The sequence below is a fragment of the Nonomuraea sp. NPDC052116 genome, from assembly GCF_040680035.1.
GTDB classification, from domain to species: domain Bacteria; phylum Actinomycetota; class Actinomycetes; order Streptosporangiales; family Streptosporangiaceae; genus Nonomuraea; species Nonomuraea angiospora_A.
In genome coordinates this window covers 129836-147458 of record NZ_JBFAWA010000032.1, presented here as the reverse complement: position 1 = coordinate 147458, position 17623 = coordinate 129836, and the positions used below count along the sequence as shown (strand labels likewise).

21 protein-coding genes are annotated in these 17623 nt (G+C 70.3%); 6 read left to right on the top strand and 15 right to left on the bottom strand.

Annotation, left to right across the window (positions count from 1 at the left end; genetic code table 11):
* Positions 1-6: 6 nt before the first annotated feature.
* Positions 7-1251: a C39 family peptidase gene (locus AB0L65_RS45530; RefSeq protein WP_364259646.1), complete on the bottom strand. Its 1245-nt coding sequence runs from the start codon at positions 1249-1251 to the stop codon at positions 7-9.
* Positions 1252-1565: 314 nt separating this feature from the next.
* On the opposite strand from AB0L65_RS45530, the gene AB0L65_RS45525 reads away from it, so the two are divergent.
* Positions 1566-2219, top strand: a complete 654-nt coding sequence (locus AB0L65_RS45525) for a nucleoside monophosphate kinase (RefSeq protein WP_364259643.1) — start codon at positions 1566-1568, stop codon at positions 2217-2219.
* Here AB0L65_RS45525 and AB0L65_RS45520 read toward each other — a convergent pair.
* Together AB0L65_RS45520 and AB0L65_RS45515 are read right to left on the bottom strand one after the other, a co-directional pair.
* Positions 2213-2470 carry a hypothetical protein gene (locus AB0L65_RS45520; protein WP_364259640.1) on the bottom strand — a complete coding sequence of 86 codons (258 nt, stop codon included), beginning with the start codon at positions 2468-2470 and terminating at the stop codon, positions 2213-2215. The genes AB0L65_RS45525 and AB0L65_RS45520 overlap by 7 nt on opposite strands.
* A gap of 62 nt (positions 2471-2532) precedes the next feature.
* Complete coding sequence (locus AB0L65_RS45515; protein WP_364259637.1) at positions 2533-3258, bottom strand: class I SAM-dependent methyltransferase; 726 nt, start codon at positions 3256-3258, stop codon at positions 2533-2535.
* A 130-nt stretch (positions 3259-3388) separates the two neighbouring features.
* Between AB0L65_RS45515 and AB0L65_RS45510 the strand changes: the two genes are divergently transcribed.
* Positions 3389-4624: a hypothetical protein gene (locus tag AB0L65_RS45510; protein WP_364259634.1), complete on the top strand. Its 1236-nt coding sequence runs from the start codon at positions 3389-3391 to the stop codon at positions 4622-4624.
* 3 nt (positions 4625-4627) lie between these two features.
* On the opposite strand, the gene AB0L65_RS45505 is transcribed toward AB0L65_RS45510, so the two are convergent.
* Entirely contained in the window at positions 4628-5086 is a 459-nt protein-coding gene (locus tag AB0L65_RS45505) for an Lrp/AsnC family transcriptional regulator (RefSeq protein ID WP_350725288.1), read from the bottom strand.
* A 155-nt stretch (positions 5087-5241) separates the two neighbouring features.
* On the opposite strand from AB0L65_RS45505, the gene AB0L65_RS45500 reads away from it, so the two are divergent.
* From AB0L65_RS45500 to AB0L65_RS45490, 3 genes are all read left to right on the top strand, one after another.
* Complete coding sequence (locus AB0L65_RS45500; protein ID WP_364259631.1) at positions 5242-8592, top strand: indolepyruvate ferredoxin oxidoreductase family protein; 3351 nt, start codon at positions 5242-5244, stop codon at positions 8590-8592.
* Complete coding sequence (locus AB0L65_RS45495; RefSeq protein ID WP_364259628.1) at positions 8589-9728, top strand: acyl-CoA dehydrogenase family protein; 1140 nt, start codon at positions 8589-8591, stop codon at positions 9726-9728. The genes AB0L65_RS45500 and AB0L65_RS45495 overlap by 4 nt, the downstream gene beginning before the upstream one ends.
* A gap of 227 nt (positions 9729-9955) precedes the next feature.
* Positions 9956-10717: a hypothetical protein gene (locus AB0L65_RS45490; protein WP_364259625.1), complete on the top strand. Its 762-nt coding sequence runs from the start codon at positions 9956-9958 to the stop codon at positions 10715-10717.
* A gap of 214 nt (positions 10718-10931) precedes the next feature.
* Here AB0L65_RS45490 and AB0L65_RS45485 read toward each other — a convergent pair whose 3' ends face one another.
* The 9 genes from AB0L65_RS45485 to AB0L65_RS45445 all read right to left on the bottom strand — a co-directional run bounded on the left by AB0L65_RS45485 (position 10932) and on the right by AB0L65_RS45445 (position 16722).
* Positions 10932-12191 (bottom strand): site-specific integrase, encoded by a 1260-nt coding sequence (locus AB0L65_RS45485; protein WP_364259622.1) that lies wholly within the window; start codon positions 12189-12191, stop codon positions 10932-10934.
* 2 nt (positions 12192-12193) lie between these two features.
* Positions 12194-12370, bottom strand: a complete 177-nt coding sequence (locus tag AB0L65_RS45480) for a helix-turn-helix domain-containing protein (protein ID WP_364259619.1) — start codon at positions 12368-12370, stop codon at positions 12194-12196.
* Entirely contained in the window at positions 12367-13725 is a 1359-nt protein-coding gene (locus AB0L65_RS45475) for a replication initiator (RefSeq protein ID WP_364259616.1), read from the bottom strand. Before AB0L65_RS45475 ends, AB0L65_RS45480 begins: the two co-directional genes overlap by 4 nt.
* A gap of 95 nt (positions 13726-13820) precedes the next feature.
* Positions 13821-13943: a hypothetical protein gene (locus AB0L65_RS45470; protein WP_364259613.1), complete on the bottom strand. Its 123-nt coding sequence runs from the start codon at positions 13941-13943 to the stop codon at positions 13821-13823.
* A 3-nt stretch (positions 13944-13946) separates the two neighbouring features.
* Positions 13947-14108 carry a DUF3970 family protein gene (locus AB0L65_RS45465; RefSeq protein ID WP_364259610.1) on the bottom strand — a complete coding sequence of 54 codons (162 nt, stop codon included), beginning with the start codon at positions 14106-14108 and terminating at the stop codon, positions 13947-13949.
* Between the two features lie 15 nt (positions 14109-14123).
* Positions 14124-14465: a hypothetical protein gene (locus tag AB0L65_RS45460; protein ID WP_364259607.1), complete on the bottom strand. Its 342-nt coding sequence runs from the start codon at positions 14463-14465 to the stop codon at positions 14124-14126.
* Positions 14466-14480: 15 nt separating this feature from the next.
* Positions 14481-15116 (bottom strand): DUF2637 domain-containing protein, encoded by a 636-nt coding sequence (locus AB0L65_RS45455; RefSeq protein WP_364259604.1) that lies wholly within the window; start codon positions 15114-15116, stop codon positions 14481-14483.
* A 15-nt stretch (positions 15117-15131) separates the two neighbouring features.
* Complete coding sequence (locus tag AB0L65_RS45450) at positions 15132-16451, bottom strand: FtsK/SpoIIIE domain-containing protein (RefSeq protein ID WP_364259601.1); 1320 nt, start codon at positions 16449-16451, stop codon at positions 15132-15134.
* Positions 16444-16722 (bottom strand): hypothetical protein, encoded by a 279-nt coding sequence (locus tag AB0L65_RS45445; protein WP_364259598.1) that lies wholly within the window; start codon positions 16720-16722, stop codon positions 16444-16446. The genes AB0L65_RS45450 and AB0L65_RS45445 overlap by 8 nt, the downstream gene beginning before the upstream one ends.
* Positions 16723-16884: 162 nt before the next feature.
* On the opposite strand from AB0L65_RS45445, the gene AB0L65_RS45440 reads away from it, so the two are divergent.
* The gene (locus AB0L65_RS45440) at positions 16885-17241 is read left to right on the top strand and encodes a winged helix-turn-helix domain-containing protein (RefSeq protein ID WP_364259595.1); all 357 of its coding nucleotides are present in this window, start codon (positions 16885-16887) and stop codon (positions 17239-17241) included.
* Here the strand turns inward: AB0L65_RS45440 and AB0L65_RS45435 are convergent.
* Both AB0L65_RS45435 and AB0L65_RS45430 read right to left on the bottom strand, forming a co-directional pair.
* On the bottom strand, positions 17201-17392 hold the full coding sequence (locus AB0L65_RS45435; protein WP_364259592.1) for a hypothetical protein: 192 nt from the start codon (positions 17390-17392) through the stop codon (positions 17201-17203). The two genes, AB0L65_RS45440 and AB0L65_RS45435, sit on opposite strands and share 41 nt — an antisense overlap.
* Positions 17389-17604, bottom strand: coding sequence for a hypothetical protein (locus AB0L65_RS45430; protein WP_364259589.1), 216 nt, complete (start codon positions 17602-17604; stop codon positions 17389-17391). The genes AB0L65_RS45435 and AB0L65_RS45430 overlap by 4 nt, the downstream gene beginning before the upstream one ends.
* Positions 17605-17623: the final 19 nt, after the last annotated feature.

Genomic DNA, 17623 nt, shown 5'->3' with positions numbered 1-17623 from the left:
CGGGGATCACCAGTTGGCGGGCAGCCCCGGCGTCGTGGCGGGCAGCGCGTGGCCGGGCGGGTGGATGATGTACGTCACGCCGCCGCTGCTGGAGCTCCGCAGCCACACGTTCTCGAAGGCCGCCCGGGGATAGACGTGCCGCACGGCGGCGTTGCCGGACGACGCCGGGTCGTTGGCGATCACGTCGCCCGACGAGGTGAAGCCCACGATCGCCATGAGGTGCCCGTTGGTGCCGTAGCCGGCGCCGGGCAGCTCGCCCTTCTTGAACGACTGCGACGTGATGACCGGGATGCCCGCCTTGATCAGCTGCTCCAGCTCGGTCAGCGACCGCAGCCGCGTGACGAACCCGTCCATCCCGTAGCGTCCGGCGTAGGCGGTGTTGAACGGCCAGTTGCCGGCGCCCTGGTAGGCGTGGTCGTAGGTGTAGCGGGCGGCGTAGTCGACCTCGGGGTTCGGGTCGGAGGGGTCGACCCAGGAGGTGTCCTGCGCGCTCGGCCACCTGTCCCAGTAGCCGAGGACCATGGTGGTCGAGGTCGGGCTGCACCAGGCCTCGCCGCCGCCGTCCCATTCGGGGTAGTGGCCCTGGTGCACGTTCTGGGAGCGGCGCGGCACGGCGAGCTCCGTCCCCCACGCGCCCCCGCCCGGGCTGACCGGCACGGTCTTGCGCTCGGGCACGTTGGAGGCCATGACGCCGGAGGTGCGCACGCGTGGCGTGACCGCGGAGCCGGGCGCGCGGTAGAGGGTGAGGCGCAGCTGGTAGGCGGTGATGGGCTTGCCCGCCGCCGCGACCAGCGTGTCCACCGAGACGTTCGCGTCGGCGTCGCCCTGTCCCGAAACGGAGGTGCGGCGGATGTCGCCCTCCGCGTACGACCAGCGGCCGAGCGAGAACCACTTGGTCAGCCCCTCGGCGTTCCTGGCCCGGGCCTCGACCTGCATCCAGCTGCCCGGGGGCACGTCCGCGGTCCAGGAGGCGATCAGCTCGGTGGCGTCGAACCCGATCGTCCGCTCGGGGCCGGTCCAGCGGGCGTACTCCCAGCTCTTGGTGCCGAGCGCGTCGGTGTAGGAGACGGTGCCGGCGGCCGTGCCGAACGACAGGCCGTCGCCGGCCGTGGTGCCCTCGTACGTGCCGGTGGCGAAGTCGGCCCGCTGGAAGACGACCTCGGACGTCAGGGCGAGCGGTTTCGCCCCGGCGGGGGCGGAGAGCGTCGTGGCAAGGAGCAGGCTGGACAGGAACACGGTCAGCGCGCGCATGAACCCACCTTCCGGCACAACCGCTGTGTGAAGCATCCGGAAATCTACGTATCAACTCACGCTGCGCAAGTTTCACAAGTGTCGAAATATTTCGGCGAGAGTTTCCCCAAGTAATGGCAGATTATTACGGTTGGCACCGGCCTCCAGGGCCGATAGCTTTCTACGATTCATTGACATATTTCGGAAATTTCCGCAAACTGGCAGTTCACCCCCTCGGTGATGGACGTGTGTGGTGTGGTGTGCTCCGGGTGCCGCCACACCGCACACCTTCCCGACCATGATCCCGCCGGGTCGGTTGTGGGAACGTGGGGCATATGCGGAAATACGTGATCCTCGGCGTCCAGGGCAGCGGCAAGGGCACCCAGAGCGCCATGCTCGCCGGCGACCTCGACCTCGTGCACATCAGCGTCGGCGACATCTTCCGCTGGCACGTCAAGAGCCACACCAAGCTGGGCGCCCAGGTCCGCCGCCTGGTCGCGGCCGGCGAACTGGTGGGGGACGACCTGGTGGAGGCCGTGGTCAGGGACCGGCTCCAGCAGCACGACTGGAACTACGGCTTCATCATCGACGGCTTCCCCCGCAACCGCCGCCAGGCGGAGTTCTTCCTGGAGAGCTACGACATCGACGGGGTGATCCACCTGGACCTGCCGGACGAGGAGGTGCGCCGCCGCGTCCTGGCCCGCCGCCTGTGCTCGCGCTGCGGCATGGACTACAACCTGATCGCCCACCGGCCGGCGGAGGAGGGCCGCTGCGACGTGTGCGGCGGCGAGCTGGTCTCCCGCGCCGACGACACCCCGGACGCCCTGGCCAGACGCCTGCGCGAGTACCACAGCAAGATCGACCCCGTGGTGGAGCTGTTCAGGGGCAAGGAGTACGTGATGACCGTCGACGCCCGGTCGGACAAGGCGACGGTCCAGCGGACCATCCGGACCCGCTTCAACCTCCCGCCCTACACGCCGCCTCAGTGAGTGATCAGCATGGTGAACCGGTAGAGGTCGACGGCGAGGAGGAGGGAGAAGACGACGAACGCCGACGTGCTCCGCCACACGAAGGCCATCGCCAGCAGGGTCAGGAGGACGGCGGAACCCGACGCCGCGGTCGCCAGCGTCATCATGTCCGGATCGCTGTAATCCGGCATCTCCGGGTCCCAGTCGTAGCTGGTCGGCATGAAGCTCGCGAGCATCGCGAACGTTCCGAGGGTGCCGGTGAAGGCGCTCATGCTGATCCGAGCGGTCCTGGACGCCCTGTGCGCCGCCAACTGAGCCGCGGTCTCCGGATTTCTCACGACAATGCCCCCGTTTCCCGTAATTCCTTGACGCACTTTATGACGAGGAACACGGGGAAGCGGGCCGCTTCCGGTCGATTCGCCGCCCATTCGGGAGCCGGCTCGGGCTCGGCGAGCTCGTCCACCCACAGGCCGTGGCGGCGGAAGGTGTTGACGTACGTCGAGAGCGTACGGTGGTTGGCGCCCACCTGGCGGCGCAGCGCGGAAAGCTCCCCGTCGGCGCGCCACCAGCCCTCGGCGTGGTAGCGCGCGTCCCCCGGCCAGGAGCCGGACACCCCCGGGCCGCCGGGAAAGCACGGGTGCAGGATCGAGCAGACGAAGACCCCTCCGGGCCGCAACGCGCCGGCGGCGGTCGCGACGGCGCCTTCGAGGTCGTCGATGTCGGAGAGGCCGAAGTTGCAGACCACCGCGTCGAACGGGCCCGGCAGGCCGGGCCGGGAGGCGTCCGCGTGGAGGAAGCGGATGCCCAGCGGCGCGTCGCGCTCGGCGGCCCTCGCCTTCGCGATCAGGGCCTGTGAGACGTCCACGCCCACGACGGCGGCGCCCCGGCGGGCCAGCTCGCGGCTGACCCGGCCGTGGCCGCAGGCGATCTCCAGCACCCGCGTGCCCGCGACCGGCCCCAGCAGGTCGAGCAGGCGCGCGGAGGCCGGGTCGTCGATGACGTCGGTCCAGCCGGAGGCGTAGAAGTCGGCGATCTCGTCGTAGCGGGCGACATCGGGCATGACCCCGACGGTACGCGTCCTTGATCCCTGGCGGGCGGCTGTTCGTCGAGCGCGGAACGCCTGCCGGGCGGGCAAAGGGTTCGCCATGGCGGCGCATGGTTCCGGTCGGGCCGCCCCGTGGGCGGGGCGGGTGAGAGGAGGATCGTCCCCGGTCGAGCGGCACGGCGTGGTCAGGCGGGGGGACGACATGGGCATGCCCGGGATCGCGGCGGTCATCGCGCTCCTCGCCGTAGGCGGGTGGACCGGAGTGTACGGCTCCGCCCCGCCGCCGCTGTCCGGCGCGGTTCCGGCCGCGTTCCACGCGCCCGGGAGCCCGGACCTGCGGATCATCGGGACCGTCAGCCCGGAGCCGATGGTCATCGGCGGGGAGTCGGTCTACTCGGTCACCGTCACGAACGCGGGGGACCGGGCCGCTGAGAACGTGACGGTCATCGACACGCTGGACCGCAACGCGATCCCGGGCCCGATCCCCGACGACTGCGCCCTCATCAGGCACGGCGGCGCCGTCGCCTGCGGCGGGCCCGGGCTGACGCTCCCCGCGGGGCAGAGCGTGAGCTACGAGATCCCGGTCACGATCGACCCGGGAGTCCCGGAGGGCGCGCACGTCCTCAACCGCGCCGAGGTCACGGCCTGGGGGATGGGCAGCGGGACGACGCGGATGGTCAGCCCGACCCGGGCGCGGCTCGGGGGCCGTCCGGAGGCCGCGGGCCCGGACGGCGCCGTCGACGACTGCGCCCTCGGCAACACGGGCGGTTCCGAGGACGCGCCGGTGGAGGGCCCCGCCGGGGGCGGCGGCTGCGCGTCCGCCGTACCCGACCCGGCCCCGGCTCCGCGGCCGACGCCGAGCCCCGACACCCCCAAGGAACCGGACCCCGTGCCCACGGCCGATCCGGTGCCGTCCGCCACGGCGGAGCCGGGCCCCGTTCCGGGTCCCACTTCGGGCGACGACGCCGGGCCTGCGCAGCCCGTCCCCGGTGAGGGTTACGTTCCGCCCCTGCCCGGCCAGGATCCGCTCCAGCCCGTCCCCGGTCAGGGGCCGGTCCAGCCGGGTCCCGGTCAGCCGGGCCCCGGCGAGAAGGCCGGGCCTGGCCAGGTGCCGTACCCGGAAGGTCTCCATGAGGGTGGATATCAGGTGGGGGTCGGCGGGGGACCCGCCCATCGCGGCTCCCGGCCGGAGTCCGGCGGCGAGGAACCGGAGACGGAGGCCGACGACCTTCCCCTGGCCGGCGTGTCGGGCTGGGGGCTCGGCCTGGGCTTCGCCGTCCTCCTGGCGATCAGCCTGCTCGTCTGGCACTTCTCCCGCCGCGAGCAGGCCCGAGACCGTACCCGCGACCGCACTCCCGCCGGAGCGGGCAAGAAGCGGTGAGGCTCAGCGGGCGCGAGAGGACAGCGCGTCGCGGGTCCACGAGCCGAGCACCAGCAGCGTCTTGGTCCCGGTCACGTCCCCGGCCCGCCGCAGCCGGTCGATGACCTGCTGCAGGTGCCCGAGGTCGCGTACCCGCACATGGATCAGGGCGTCCGGATCGCCCGCGATCGTGAACACCGCCTGCACCTCGGGCACGTCCGTGGCGGTGCGGACGATCTCGCTCACGGGAGTCGTGCCCGGATAACGTAGCTCCGTGAACGCCTCGATCCCCCACCCCAGCTTGCCGTAGTCGATCTGCACCGTGAACCCCGTGATCACGCCGAGATCCCTGAGCCGGTCGACCCGCCGCTTCACCGCCGCGACCGACAGCCCCACCAGCTCCGCCATCTCCGAGAACGTCCTGCGCCCGTCCTCCCGCAGCAGCCGGAGGATGCGGTGGTCGACGTCGTCCACATCAGGCATGCGAGAACCCCTTCGTCCGGCGCAAAGAACCTCAGCCGCCAAGCCCAAGTGTTCACATAGTTTGCGTCTTCCGGGCACTTTCTCATCTAATACTTGCGCATATCATCCCGCATTGCTGTGCTTGGCACACAAGTACGAGGCCAGGAGGTTCGAGCGTGAGCGAGCCAACAGTGTCGCTCGACGACAAGTACACGGCACATGACGGCCGGGTGCTCATCTCCGGCATCCAGGCCCTGGTGCGCCTGACGCTGGAGCAGCGCCGGCTGGACGAGGAACACGGGCTGGACACGCGCGTGTTCGTCACCGGTTACCAGGGTTCGCCGCTGGGAGGCGTGGACCTGGAGATGAAGCGGGCGGCACGGTTCCTGGACCCTGCCGGCGTGGTCTTCCAGGCGGGCCTGAACGAGGAGCTGGCCGCCACGGCGGTGGCCGGCACCCAGCTGCTCGACCAGGTGCCGGGCCGCAGGCACGACGGCGTCACCGGCTTCTGGTACGGCAAGAACCCCGGCCTCGACCGCGCCGCCGACGCCATCCGGCACGCCAACACGGCCGGCACGGCGCCCCTGGGCGGTGCGGTGGCCTGGATCGGCGACGACCCCGGCTGCAAGTCCTCCACGCTGCCCAGCACGTGCGAGCCCATGTGCCAGAGCCTGTCCATGCCGCTGCTCGCGCCCGGCTCGATCGCGGAGATCGTCGAGTTCGGGCTGCACGCGGTGGCCCTGTCGCGCGCCACCGGCCTCTGGGCCGGGCTGAAGATCGTCGCGGACATCGCCGACGCGTCCGCCACGGTGGACCTCGGCCGGCTCCGCGCCGGCATCCCGATGCCCGACAAGAGGGATCGCGGCGCGGCCCCCCTCCTGCTCGGCGCCGCCGCGCTGGACGCCGAGCACGACATGCTCACCCGCCGCCTCGACCTGGCCCGCGAGTACGCCCGCGAGCACGGCCTCAACCGGGTGACGGCGGGAGCGGGCAACACCGCCCTGGGCATCCTGGCCTCCGGCACCACGTACGCGGTGGTCCTGCGCGCCCTGGCCGACCTCGGCCTGGACGAGGCGGCGCTGGACGAGCGCGGGATCCGGCTGATCAAGCTCGGGATGCCGTTCCCGCTCGCCTACGACGACCTGGCCGCCATGACCGCCGACCTGGACAAGGTGCTGGTGGTCGAGGACAAGGTGCCGTTCCTGGAGGGGCAGCTCAAGCAGGCCCTGTACGGGCGGGAGCGCATGCCGGCGGTCGTGGGCCGGGACCTGCTGACCGCCCGCGGCACCCTGGGCGCAGAGGACGTGGCCAAGGCCGTCGCCACCTGCCTGGGCATCGACCTGGCCCCGCGCGCGAAGGTCCGGCCGAGGCGCATGCTGCCCCTGGTGGCCGCGCGCACCCCGTACTTCTGCTCCGGCTGCCCCCACAACACCTCCACCCGCACCTCCGACGGCACGCTGGTCGGCGTCGGCATCGGCTGCCACGCCATGATCGCCCTGGACGGCCACGGCCGCGGCACCCAGGTGGGCCTCACGCAGATGGGCGGCGAGGGCGCGCAGTGGTTCGGGCTGGCGCCGTTCACCGAGGACCGGCACTTCGTGCAGAACCTCGGCGACGGCACCTTCCACCACTCCGGCTCCCTGGCGATCAGGGCCGCCGTCGCCGCCGGGGTGACGATGACGTACAAACTGCTCTACAACGACGCCGTGGCCATGACCGGCGGCCAGCGCGCCGAGGGCCGGCTGGACGTGCCGGCGCTGACGCACGAGCTGGCCATCGAGGGTGTGCGCCGGATCGTGGTCACCTCGCCGGAGCCGGAGACGTACCGGGGGGTGCGGCTGGCGGGGATCGCGTCGGTGCGGCACCGCGACGACCTGCCCGAGGTGGAGAAGGAGCTGGCCGCCCTGGACGGCGTGACCGTGCTCATCCACGACGACCGGTGCGCGGCGGAGGAGCGGCGGCTGCGCAAGCGCGGCAAGCTGCCCACGCCCACGGAGAAGGTCGTGATCAACGAGCGGGTCTGCGAGGGCTGCGGCGACTGCGGCGAGGTGTCGACCTGCCTGTCCGTGCAGCCGGTCGAGACCGAGTACGGCCGCAAGACCCGCATCCACCAGGCCTCCTGCAACTCCGACCTGAGCTGCCTCAAGGGCGACTGCCCGTCGTTCCTGCTGGTGGAGCCGGGCACCGTACGCCGTCGCCAGGCCCCGCCGCCGCCCGCCGAGGTGCCGGAGCCCGCGAGCCGGCCCGTCGAGGCCCTGATCCGGATGCCCGGCATCGGCGGCACCGGCGTCGTCACCGTCTCGCAGATCCTGCAGATGGCGGCCCACCTCGACGGCCTGTACGCCTCCGGGCTCGACCAGACCGGGCTGGCGCAGAAGGGCGGGCCCGTGGTCAGCGACGTGCGGATCTCGGCGCGGCCCCTGGAGGGCTCCGTGCGGGCCACGCCGGGGACCGCGGACGTGCTGATCGGGTTCGACCTGCTGGGCGCGGCGGCGGAGTCGAACCTGGCCACGGCCTCGCCCGAACGCACCGTCGCCATCCTGAACACCGCCGTCGTCCCGACCGCCGCCATGGTGACCGGGCGCGCGGTCGTGCCGGGGCACGCGGACGCTGTCGCCCGCGTCGAGTCCGCCGCCAGGCGCGTCGAGTGCCTGGACGCCCAGGGGCTGTCGGAGCGCCTGTTCGGCGACCACATGCCGGTGAACCTGCTCCTCCTCGGCGCCGCCTACCAGCACGGCTGCCTGCCGGTCTCCGCCGCCGCCGTCGAGCGGGCCATCACGCTCAACGGGGCCGCCGTCGAGCAGAACCTCGCCGCCTTCCGCTGGGGCCGCGCCACCGTGGTCGCTGCGGAGCCCGCTCCGTCGCCGGCCGCCGAGGGGCTGGACGAGGTGGTGGCCACCCGCGTCGCCGACCTGACCGGCTACCAGAACGCCGCCTACGCCCGTTCGTACGAGGAGGACGTGCGGCAGGTGGCGGTCACCGCGGTCAAGCTGGCGGGCGAGGAGGCGGGCGCCCGGATCGGGCTCGCGTACGCCCGGGCCCTGCACAAGCTCATGGCCTACAAGGACGAGTACGAGGTCGCCCGCCTGCACCTCGACCCCGTGGAGAAGGAGCGGAGGGAGCGCGAGTACGGCCCGGACGCGGTCGTGTCGGTGCTGCTGCACCCGCCGCTGCTGCGGGCGATGGGGCTCAAGCGTAAGATCAAGGTACGCCGTTCCGCCGGGGTCCTGTTCCGCGGGCTGCGGGCGGCCAGGGTGCTGCGCGGCACGACGTTCGACGTCTTCGGCCACGCCCGCGTACGGCGCGTCGAACGCGAGCTGGTCGTCGAATACCGCGACCTGATGCGGACCGCGCTGGACAAGCTCACGCCCGGCAGCGCCGAGACGGTCGCGGAGATCGCGGGCCTGCCCGACCTGATCCGGGGGTACGAGGACATCAAGCTCGCCCGGGTCGCCGAGTTCCGCGACCGCGCCAAGGCCGCGCTCGCGCGGCTGGACGAGCCCGTTACGAGCCAGGAGAGATCGTGACCGTTGACCGGCTGCTGCCCGACCAGGACGCCAGGGATCTCATCGAGCTGACCCGCGAGATCGCCGACAAGGAGCTCGCGCGCCGGGTCGACGAGCACGAGCGCGCCGAGACGTACCCGGAAGGGCTGTTCGCCACGTTGGGCGCGGCGGGGCTGCTCGGGCTGCCGTACCCGGAGGAGCTCGGCGGCGGCGGGCAGCCGTACGAGGTCTACCTGCAGGTGATCGAGGAGCTGGCGATGCGGTGGGCGGCCGTCGCGGTCGCCACCAGCGTGCACACCCTGGCCTGCTTCCCCGTCTCCGCCTTCGGCACCCCCGAACAGCGCGAGCGGTGGCTGCCCGACATGCTGGCCGGGCGCCTGATCGGCGGCTACAGCCTGTCGGAGCCCCAGGCCGGCTCCGACGCCGGGGCGCTGACCTGCAAGGCGGAGCGGGTGGAGACCGGCTACCGGATCACCGGCAACAAGGCGTGGATCACCCACGGCGGCCTCGCCGACTTCTACGCGCTGTTCGTCCGGACCGGGGAGGGGTCGCGGGGCATCTCCTGCTTCCTCGCGCCGGGCGCCGCCGACGGGCTGACGTTCGGGCGGCCCGAGGAGAAGATGGGGCTGCACGCCGTGCCGACCACCAGCGCCCACTGGGACGGGGCGATCCTGGAGGAGGAGCGGCTGATCGGCGAGGAGGGCCAGGGGCTGCAGATCGCCTTCAGCGCGCTCGACTCGGGACGCCTCGGCATCGCCGCCTGCGCCACCGGCCTCGCACAGGCCGCGCTCGACGAGGCCGTGGCCTACGCCAAGGAACGCCAGACGTTCGGCAAGCGGATCATCGACCACCAGGGGCTCGGGTTCCTGCTGGCGGACATGGCGGCGGGAGTGGAGAGCGCGCGGGCCACCTACCTCGACGCGGCCCGGCGGCGCGATGCCGGCCTGCCGTACAGCAAGCAGGCGAGCATCGCCAAGCTGGTGGCGACGGACGCGGCGATGAAGGTCACGACGGATGCGGTGCAGGTGTTCGGCGGGTACGGGTATACGCGCGAGTTCCGCGTCGAGCGTTACATGCGCGAGGCCAAGATCATGCAGATCTTCGAGGGCACCAACCAGATCCAGCGCCTGGTCATCAGCCGCCACCTGGCCAAGTAGCCTCTGACGTGCGGAAACCCCGCTTCCCTGTGCCGGGAGGCGGGGTTCTTTGTCTTGGGATCGGGTCCTAGATGATCACTGTTCCGTCCCTGTTCCGTGAGACGCGGCACAGAGACCAGCCTGTTCCTGAACAGAGTCCTGGTTGGGCTCTCGAGACCAGCCGACTTGTGTCGTCCTCGGCAGATAAGGTGCAGGCCTTTGCTGGCTGGAGATTCTGGAGGGGCGGGATGGGCGCGAAGACAGCATTGCTGGCGTTCGCTGAGGGCGACATCCGACCCGCGCTGCTGGGCGCGACGCGCTCGGAGCGGGCTGAGACCGAGGCATTGGTCCGTCAGGTTCACCCAGGTTATGCGGTCGCATCCGCCGAGGACGGCACGTTGTGGGACTGTGTCTACCCGCCTGACGACGTCACCTACGCCACCGCACTGGCCGGGGCCGAGCTGTTCTGTGATCGCAGGCTCGTGCTCGATCGTCCGTCTGAGTTGCCTGAGCATCTGCTCAAGGCCGGTGCGGGCAGGCGGATCATCATGCATGCGATGCACTCGGTGGTGGACTGGCTTGCTTTCGCGGTCTGGGAGGACGGGGCGCTGGTCCGCTCGCTGAGCCTGTCGCCCGATGGCGGTATCCAGGAGAACATCGGCGAGCCGTACGACTTTGAGCTGCCGTACTGGGCGGGCGAGCATCCTGTCGGGCGCGTGCCGGGCTGGCCAAATCAGGATCCCTACCCACTGCCGTTCCATCCCCTTGAGCTGGGCGAGGATGCGTTGCATGCGTTGTTTGGCTTCGTGATAGAGGGAGCTCCCGACCCCGGCCACATCGATACGGCCGGTCTTCACCTGCACGGGTTCCGAGTGACCGACCCGTCGGGCAGGGAACAGGCCGAACGGGCAGCCATGTACGCCGAGGCGCGGCGGACCATGGGTCCACCGCGGATATTCCGGATGGGACCGGACGGGACGATGCAAGAGGTTAGCTTCGACAGCCTCTGACCATCTGTGCCTGACCGGCACTCTGCTCTCTTCAGCAGGACAACACGCCGCAGGTGAACGCCCACACACATACAAACGCGACCCCTGCCTGGTTGATCGGCAATGGGGTCGCGTTTCTGTGATCAAGGCCGCACGCGCCCCCGTCTTGGCGCGCGTCGCCTTGGTTGCTAAGCCTGGGGCGAGGTTCGCTGTCTTGTGCGTAGGGCTTAAGTGATCACTGTTCCGTCCCCGTTCCGTGAGAGACCTCGCGTGGACGGAACAACCGGTCGTCGATCGCCTTGCGGGCGCGGTCGTGAGAGCCGGGCATCATGTGGGCGTAGACGCGGAGGGTGAAGCCGGGGTCGGCGTGGCCGAGGTACTCGGCGAGTTCCCTGACCGAGACACCGCCGGCCAGCATGACGCTGGCGTAGTAGTGCCGGAGCTGGTGCAGCCCCTCCTTGCGGGAGGTGGTGTAGCGCCTTCGCTGGCGGGAGTCCTTCCCCGGTGCCGGGATCACGCTGGCTTGGACGAGTGCGGGCTTCCAGACAGTCTCGCTGTATGTCCGGGATCTGATGTAGCGGTCATCCGTCCAGCGGAAAAGCAGGTTGTGCGTGCGTGGCTTGCCGTCCAGCTTCTCCCAGGGCAGCGAGCAGATCAGCGGAGAATAGGCCGAGACGTGCCGCTTGATGGCCTCGGCCGCCCAGTCGGGGAGCGGGACGACCCGTTCCCGGTCGTTCTTCGGCAAGGCGTAGGCGTGATCGCTGCCCAGCTTCTTGATCTGACGGCGTACGCGGAGCACATGCTCCTCGAAGTCGATGTCCTCCAGGGCGAGTCCGAACAGCTCACCTTGCCGCAGACCGCAGGCGGCTCCAATCATCGGGAGCAGTCGGAACAGGGGCGGGTGGGCGTCGATCACGGCGCTTACCCTTTCGTCCGACCAGGCGATGATCTCCTCGGCAGCTCTCTTGGGCACCTGGACGACGGGTGACTTGGCGGGACTGCGCTTGATCACCTCGTCAGCGGCGGCGAGGTTGAAGATGCCCTGGAGTACCAGGAAGGCCGTCTGCACGGTCGAGGTGCCGAAGCGGCTGCTCAGGTCACTGATCCATGCCTGGACGTGTGATGGCTTGATGCTCTTCACCTGGCGCTTGGCGAAGGCCGGCGCGACGTGCAGACGATGGATGTACTCGTAACGGATCTTCGTCGCTGGGTCGACGATGCGCGAGGCCAGCCAGCGCTCGGCCAACTCGCCGAACAGCACCTTGCCCGCATTAGGGTCGATATAGTCGCCGCGAGCGATGTCGGCGCCCATGGTGGCGATCTTTCGCTCGGCATCAGCCTTGCGATCGTAGGCGGTCGAGCGCTCGTTGCCATCGGGGTCCACCCAGACGGCGAGCCAGCGCTTGCCCTTGCCGTACCGTGTGGCCCTGACCTTCCGCGTCTTGCCGTCCGAGTCGCGGACTGTCCTGGTCCACAAATCCTTGACGAAGGCCATGGCTACTCCTGTTCCTGCAGCCAGGACATGACGTCCTCGGGCATGTAGCGCAGATGCCGGCCGATCTTGTGGCCTTTCGGACCCGTGCGGTGGTACCGCCACTGGTAGAGGGTCGCGATGGGGACGCCGAGGAACTCCGCAACGTCCTCCACGGTCCAGAGCTTCGCAAGGGTGTTCATCGGCACCCTCCGGTGATCGCTGCGGCGAGGAGTTGGTCCCCGATGGAGTGGCCCTTGCCTGCGTACTCCCATTCGCTGATCACCAGGACGGTGTCGTCGTCGAAGAATGGGAGGCGGCCGGTGGTGATCTCATTGTCGCGGGCGTGTTGTTCACGATCGGCGCGGATGTCGCCGAGGGTGGAGGAGTAGTGGCGGGAGCGGGTGGAGAAGTGGCCGCGGAAGCCGAGCATGTGGGCCCAGTCGGCGAGGCGGAGTTCGGCCAGGTCCGGTAGGGCACCCAGACGTATACAGGTGGCGATGAGGCGTCGGGCGTGTTCCCGCAGGTCGTAGGCGTCCAGGGTCTCCAGTGAGTGGATGCGGCGGTCCAAGGTGCCGACGCATTCGGCGGCTTTGGTGGCGTACTTGGCGATGTAGCCGGCGACAGCTTGTTCGGTGAGGTCGCCGCTCAGGGTGATGGGGCGAATGTCGAGCTGGTCGCCCCAGCGCAGGACCCGCTCAGGCTGGTCGTCGTAGGGCGGGGCGGTGGCAGAGACGGCCTTGGCCGCGTGCCGGATTGCTCGCGTCAGGGAGTCGGGGGTGGCCCAGCCCGGTGGCGGTGCGTCGGGACCGCCGGGGCCGTCGAGGCGGATGACGGCGTGGAAGTGGACGACGCCGCGCCGCTGGTATTCGGCGACCTTGGCGAAGGAGAGCGTCAGGTGATGGCGCAGCTCTTTGAGGAGCAGACCGCCGAGCTTGGCGAGGTGGCGGCGTACGGAGTCGGCGAAGCGCTTCCACAGCAGCGGGGCCAGCGCGTTGAACAGGACGGAGCCGGTGTAGTCGTAACAGTCGGGGCAGAGCGGTTCGCCGAGGCGCGGGTCGTCTCTGCCGTGGCGAGTGGTGCAGGACATGACACGGTCGTGTGGGCAGGTGGTGGCGTTGCGGCGGGCGTGGCAGGGCTGGACCTTGCCGCCGTGTTCGCGGCGGGTGTGGGCCGCGCCGAAGGACGGGGCAGTCAGGGTGACGAACAGCGTTGGGTGGCTGGTGACAGTCTCGGGGACGCCTTTGCCGCCGACGAGGCCCGCGCGGATGAGGTGGTAAGTGTCGGCGCGGTAGGTCTCGGCGCAGGCTGGGCAGCGGGAGGCGCGGCGGGTCTTGCATGGTACACGCAGGATGCCGTCGGGTTCGGTGCGGGTGGTGTAGCGGTGCAGGAGTTGGCCGGTGGCGGGGTCGTAGTGGTCGACCTTGCCGCGGAGGTGGATGGGCTGGCGGCAGCCGCCGGTGCGCTTGATCTGGCTCGCCCAGCGGTCGTAGTCGGGGTGGTTGAGTCGGGCGATCATGCCCGCTTTTGCGTGCGCGGTGGCGTGGGTTGTGGGCAAGATGGAGACCTCCTTTCGCTCGTTCGGGTGAAGGGATGGCCCCCGACCTGGCAGGCGTCTTGGCGGATGTACGGCCAGGCCGGGGGCGCTGCGCGTTATGCGCCGTGGTTGTCGATGCCGGTCCCGTCGCAGTCGAGGCAGCGGACACCGTCGGAGTCGAGGCCGGTGCCGCTGCAGGTGCAACAGCAGTAGTGGATCACCGGCATGGTCTCGGGCAAGGGTCAGCTCCTTTCTCGTGGGCGGGTGGTGAGGTAGACGCGCCAGTGGTGGGGGTGGGCGCGGTTGGGGTAGGCGCGCGAGACGCCGCAGACGGTGAAGTGCAGGCGCAGGCGGATCAGGGCGTCGACGATTTCGGCCCGAGTGCCGTCGATGCGGATGCGCATGGTCGGTTCTCCTGGTCAGGTGGCGGGTGTCGGATCGGGTTGGATGCAGCCGCGGTAGCTGGCTTCGGCGTCGTGGCGTGCGCGAGCGGCGGCGAGGACCGCCACGGCGCGGTACTCCACCGGACCGAAGAGGCGCGAGGTGGCGTAGTGGCCGTACGGGGAGTCCGCGTAGTCGATCACCGAGCCGACGAGGGCGGCGATCTGGTCGATCTCGGCGCGTTGGTCGGCGTCGCTGCCCTGGTCGGGGAAGTGGTGGACGGTGACGCTGGAGGAGACGGGCACGTCCGGGTGGGCTTCGAGGAAGGCAGCCAGGTCGAGCAGGCCGTTGATGAGAGCGGTGCGGTGGTCGTAGGTCATCGGTCGGTTCTCCCTTCAGGCGGTGCGCAGGGTGCGCAGCAGGTCGGAGGCGAGTTGGTTGGACACGCCCAGGTGGGCGCGTAGGGCGTCGCGGGTGATGGGCTTGCCGTGTTTGGCGTGGTGTTCGTCAGCGACGCGGCGGGCGTAGTCGACGAGCGCGGGCGCGAGGTCGCCGTCCCGCTCGTCCTGACCGTCGTCCTCGTCTTGAGGATGGTGCGGGACGAGCTCCAGGGCCGAGGACGAGGGCGCCGGGGTAGTGGATGATTCGGGACGGGTGGCGCGGCGTTCCAGCATCGAAACGGCGATGAGGAAGGCAGCGGCCGGGGTGGCGGCAGTGATCCAGCCCCACACGGTCGGGTCGGCTTGGGCGAGGTTGGCGGCCAGGGACAGGACGATGCCGCCGGTCAGGACGAGGACGGGCCAGGTGAGGCGGGCGGGCCGGGCTTTGCCGGCCTTCTTGTCGCGTTGGCGTTCGCGGGCGGCCATGACGCAGGTCAGGTCGATGCAGACGGCGACGGCCCAGGACATCCAGCCGGTCTGGCCATGCTGGCTGGCGGTGTCGCGGATGTGGGTGAACGATCCGGCACCCGCGATGGCGGCCAGGACGAGGACCGGGCCGGTGTCGAGCAGCCAGCGGGCGAAGCGTCGCATCGTTCCTCCCTTCGGTCAGGCGGTGATGGGCTCAGGTAGGTGGGCGGTGATCTCGTCCCAGGACGGGGCGAGGTGGGCGTGAGCGCGGGCGGCATGTTCGGCGGTCTGCTCGGTGACGTAGAAAGAGCGGGCGCGGTACCACTCGCCGTCCTGGCTGGCGACGATGGCGACGCCAGGTGTCTCGGCGGCGATGGCGCGGGCGGAGACCAGGGCGGCGGGGTCGAGGTCGCCGAGGGTCATGGTGGCGGTCTCCGGGTCGTTGACCCGGTGGCAGATCCGGCCGGAGCACTGAGCGCGCAGCGCGGTGACGCCTGGCCCGAGGTCGGAGCCGATGCGCTGGCCGCAGCAGAACAGGTAGAGGCCGAACGCCCGACCCAGCTGCGCGACCCGGAGCAGTGCGGTGGAGGTCTTGGCGACTTCGTCCTTCTCGCTCTTGTCGGCCATCAGGTAGAGCTCGGCCAACTCGTCGACCAGGACCACGACCGGGACCGGGCGGACGCCGGGCGGGAGTTGCCAGATGTTGCGGGCGGCGGCCTGGCGGCACAGCCCCATCCGGTCGATCATCAACCCCACCAGGTCACACAGCAGGCTGACGGACTCGGCACGGGAGGTGGCCAGCGCCGACAACCGGGGCGCGTACGGGGTGAACTCCACTCCGCCCTTGAGATCGAAGCCGACCAGCGCCACCGGTTGCGGCGCGAGGCCGACGATGAGCGCGTTGGCGAGGTTGGACTTGCCGGACTGAGTCGCGCCCGCGTTGATCCAGTGCGGCACCGTACGGAAGTCGATGGTCCACGGCTTGCCGGTCTCCAGCCGTCCCACGGTGACCTTGAGCAGTTCGGGTGATGGCGGGAGCTGATCGACCTTGACCAGCGGATCACGCATGGTGGCCATGAGCACGACCCGGCCGGGCCGAGGCGAGGAGACGCGTACGGCGTGCACACCCCAGGAGTGGGCGAGGCGTTCGGCGGCGTCGGCGTAGTCGCCGAGCGTCTGGCCCTCCAGGGTATGCAGGGTGACGCGCCAGCCATGCCGGGCCGGCAGCGGCAGCCACATGAACGGTTTGGTGTCGACGGCGACCCGCTGGAACCGGCGGCGGACCTTCACCAGGCCGGTGGAGGCAATCGCGCCGGGCACGGTGGTGAACCACCAGCGTTGCCGCTTCTTGGTCAGCCCGCAGCCGAGCGCGACCCGCCGCCAGGATGCGCGGACCGACAGGGCGGTGAGTGGGAAGCCGAGTACGAGCCAGAAGGAGGGGTGGTGGTAGCGGCGCCAGGCCCACAGCCCGGCCGCCACAGCGGCCAGGACTGCGAGCATTTCCAGCGCGTCACGCATCAGCGGCCTCCCTGGCGGGGAGCAGGGCCGAGGCGCGGTAGGCGATGCCCCACCGGCCGGCGATCTCCCAGACGTAGCCGAGCAGGCCGACGGCGTTGACCTGGTCGCCGACGCTGATGGGCGGTTCGCCGGTGATGCCGATCTTGACGAGTTCGATGCGGCCGAACTCGTCCTCGACCGAGACGGTGACCTCGTAGACGGTGTTGCCGTTCTTGTCGGTCTTGATCTCGCCGGTGTCCTTGTTCAGCACCCGCGGGCGCGGGGCCTTCACGCAAGTGATGGCGAGCTTGCTGACATCCACAGGGATCGGGACAGAACGCATGGGCTGTGACCTCCTCTTTCGATTGCTAGCCAACATAGTTAACCTAGTTGGCTTGGTTGTCAACGTTCTCTCGGTTGGCTTAGTCGGACTTTCGTGGTGTGATGGACGACGATGGTCAAGAACACCGGGCGCCCCGGCTACCTCCAGATCGCCGACGATCTCCGCGCGCAGATCCAAGGCGGCTCCCTCGCGCCCGGGACCCCGCTGCCGTCCACCGCCCAGCTCGCCGAGCAGTACGACGCCTCGCTGTCGGTGGTGAAGATGGCCGTCGGCATCCTGCGCAACGAGGGGCTGGTGATCGGCCAGCAGGGCAAGGGCGTATTCGTCCGCGACGCCGACGATTCCCCGGCCGCCGGCGAAGTGGCCGAGCTGCGCGCCGCCGTACAGGACTTGTCGGTACGCCTGGCCAAGGTCGAGGAGCAGTTGGCTACGTCCACGACACGCCGTTCCGGACGCGGCAGCCGGTGACCTTCCGCGCCAGCGACGCCGACGCCCCGTCCGGCGCGTGACGCAGGCTCAGCCGCTTGTCCTCCCGGCGGATGCCGACCAGCACCATCACGTACCCCACCAGCAGCGCGACGCCGAGCACCCCGGCGATGATCAGCGGAATCGTGGTCATGACCAGATCACCCCCGCCTGAGCCAGGCCGCGAGGGGCACGCGGGGGACGCCGGTTCTCCGAACGCCGCCGGTTGCGCCGGTTCCTGGCCCGCTCCTTGCGTGTCCAGCGATCCCGCGCCAGGCACTTGGAGCATCGGGTCTGGCCCTCGGCCAGGGCGTTGCCGCACTCGCATGAGGGCGTCTCTCCCGGAATGGTGATCTCGTTGTTCATGGATGCATCTCCTCCTTCG

Excerpts from the sequence above, each read along its gene's own strand:
- AB0L65_RS45505 (WP_350725288.1), bottom strand. The coding sequence starts at position 5,086 with ATGCCTGATGTGGACGACGTCGACCACCGCATCCTCCGGCTGCTGCGG.
- AB0L65_RS45530 (WP_364259646.1), bottom strand. The coding sequence starts at position 1,251 with ATGCGCGCGCTGACCGTGTTCCTGTCCAGCCTGCTCCTTGCCACGACG.
- AB0L65_RS45520 (WP_364259640.1), bottom strand. The coding sequence starts at position 2,470 with ATGAGCGCCTTCACCGGCACCCTCGGAACGTTCGCGATGCTCGCGAGC.
- AB0L65_RS45515 (WP_364259637.1), bottom strand. The coding sequence starts at position 3,258 with ATGCCCGATGTCGCCCGCTACGACGAGATCGCCGACTTCTACGCCTCC.
- AB0L65_RS45465 (WP_364259610.1), bottom strand. The coding sequence starts at position 14,108 with ATGCGCATCCGCATCGACGGCACTCGGGCCGAAATCGTCGACGCCCTG.
- AB0L65_RS45455 (WP_364259604.1), bottom strand. The coding sequence starts at position 15,116 with ATGCGACGCTTCGCCCGCTGGCTGCTCGACACCGGCCCGGTCCTCGTC.
- AB0L65_RS45460 (WP_364259607.1), bottom strand. The coding sequence starts at position 14,465 with ATGACCTACGACCACCGCACCGCTCTCATCAACGGCCTGCTCGACCTG.
- AB0L65_RS45450 (WP_364259601.1), bottom strand. The coding sequence starts at position 16,451 with ATGCGTGACGCGCTGGAAATGCTCGCAGTCCTGGCCGCTGTGGCGGCC.
- AB0L65_RS45490 (WP_364259625.1), top strand. The coding sequence starts at position 9,956 with ATGGGCGCGAAGACAGCATTGCTGGCGTTCGCTGAGGGCGACATCCGA.
- AB0L65_RS45480 (WP_364259619.1), bottom strand. The coding sequence starts at position 12,370 with ATGAACACCCTTGCGAAGCTCTGGACCGTGGAGGACGTTGCGGAGTTC.
- AB0L65_RS45525 (WP_364259643.1), top strand. The coding sequence starts at position 1,566 with ATGCGGAAATACGTGATCCTCGGCGTCCAGGGCAGCGGCAAGGGCACC.
- AB0L65_RS45435 (WP_364259592.1), bottom strand. The coding sequence starts at position 17,392 with ATGACCACGATTCCGCTGATCATCGCCGGGGTGCTCGGCGTCGCGCTG.
- AB0L65_RS45430 (WP_364259589.1), bottom strand. The coding sequence starts at position 17,604 with ATGAACAACGAGATCACCATTCCGGGAGAGACGCCCTCATGCGAGTGC.
- AB0L65_RS45485 (WP_364259622.1), bottom strand. The coding sequence starts at position 12,191 with ATGGCCTTCGTCAAGGATTTGTGGACCAGGACAGTCCGCGACTCGGAC.
- AB0L65_RS45440 (WP_364259595.1), top strand. The coding sequence starts at position 16,885 with ATGGTCAAGAACACCGGGCGCCCCGGCTACCTCCAGATCGCCGACGAT.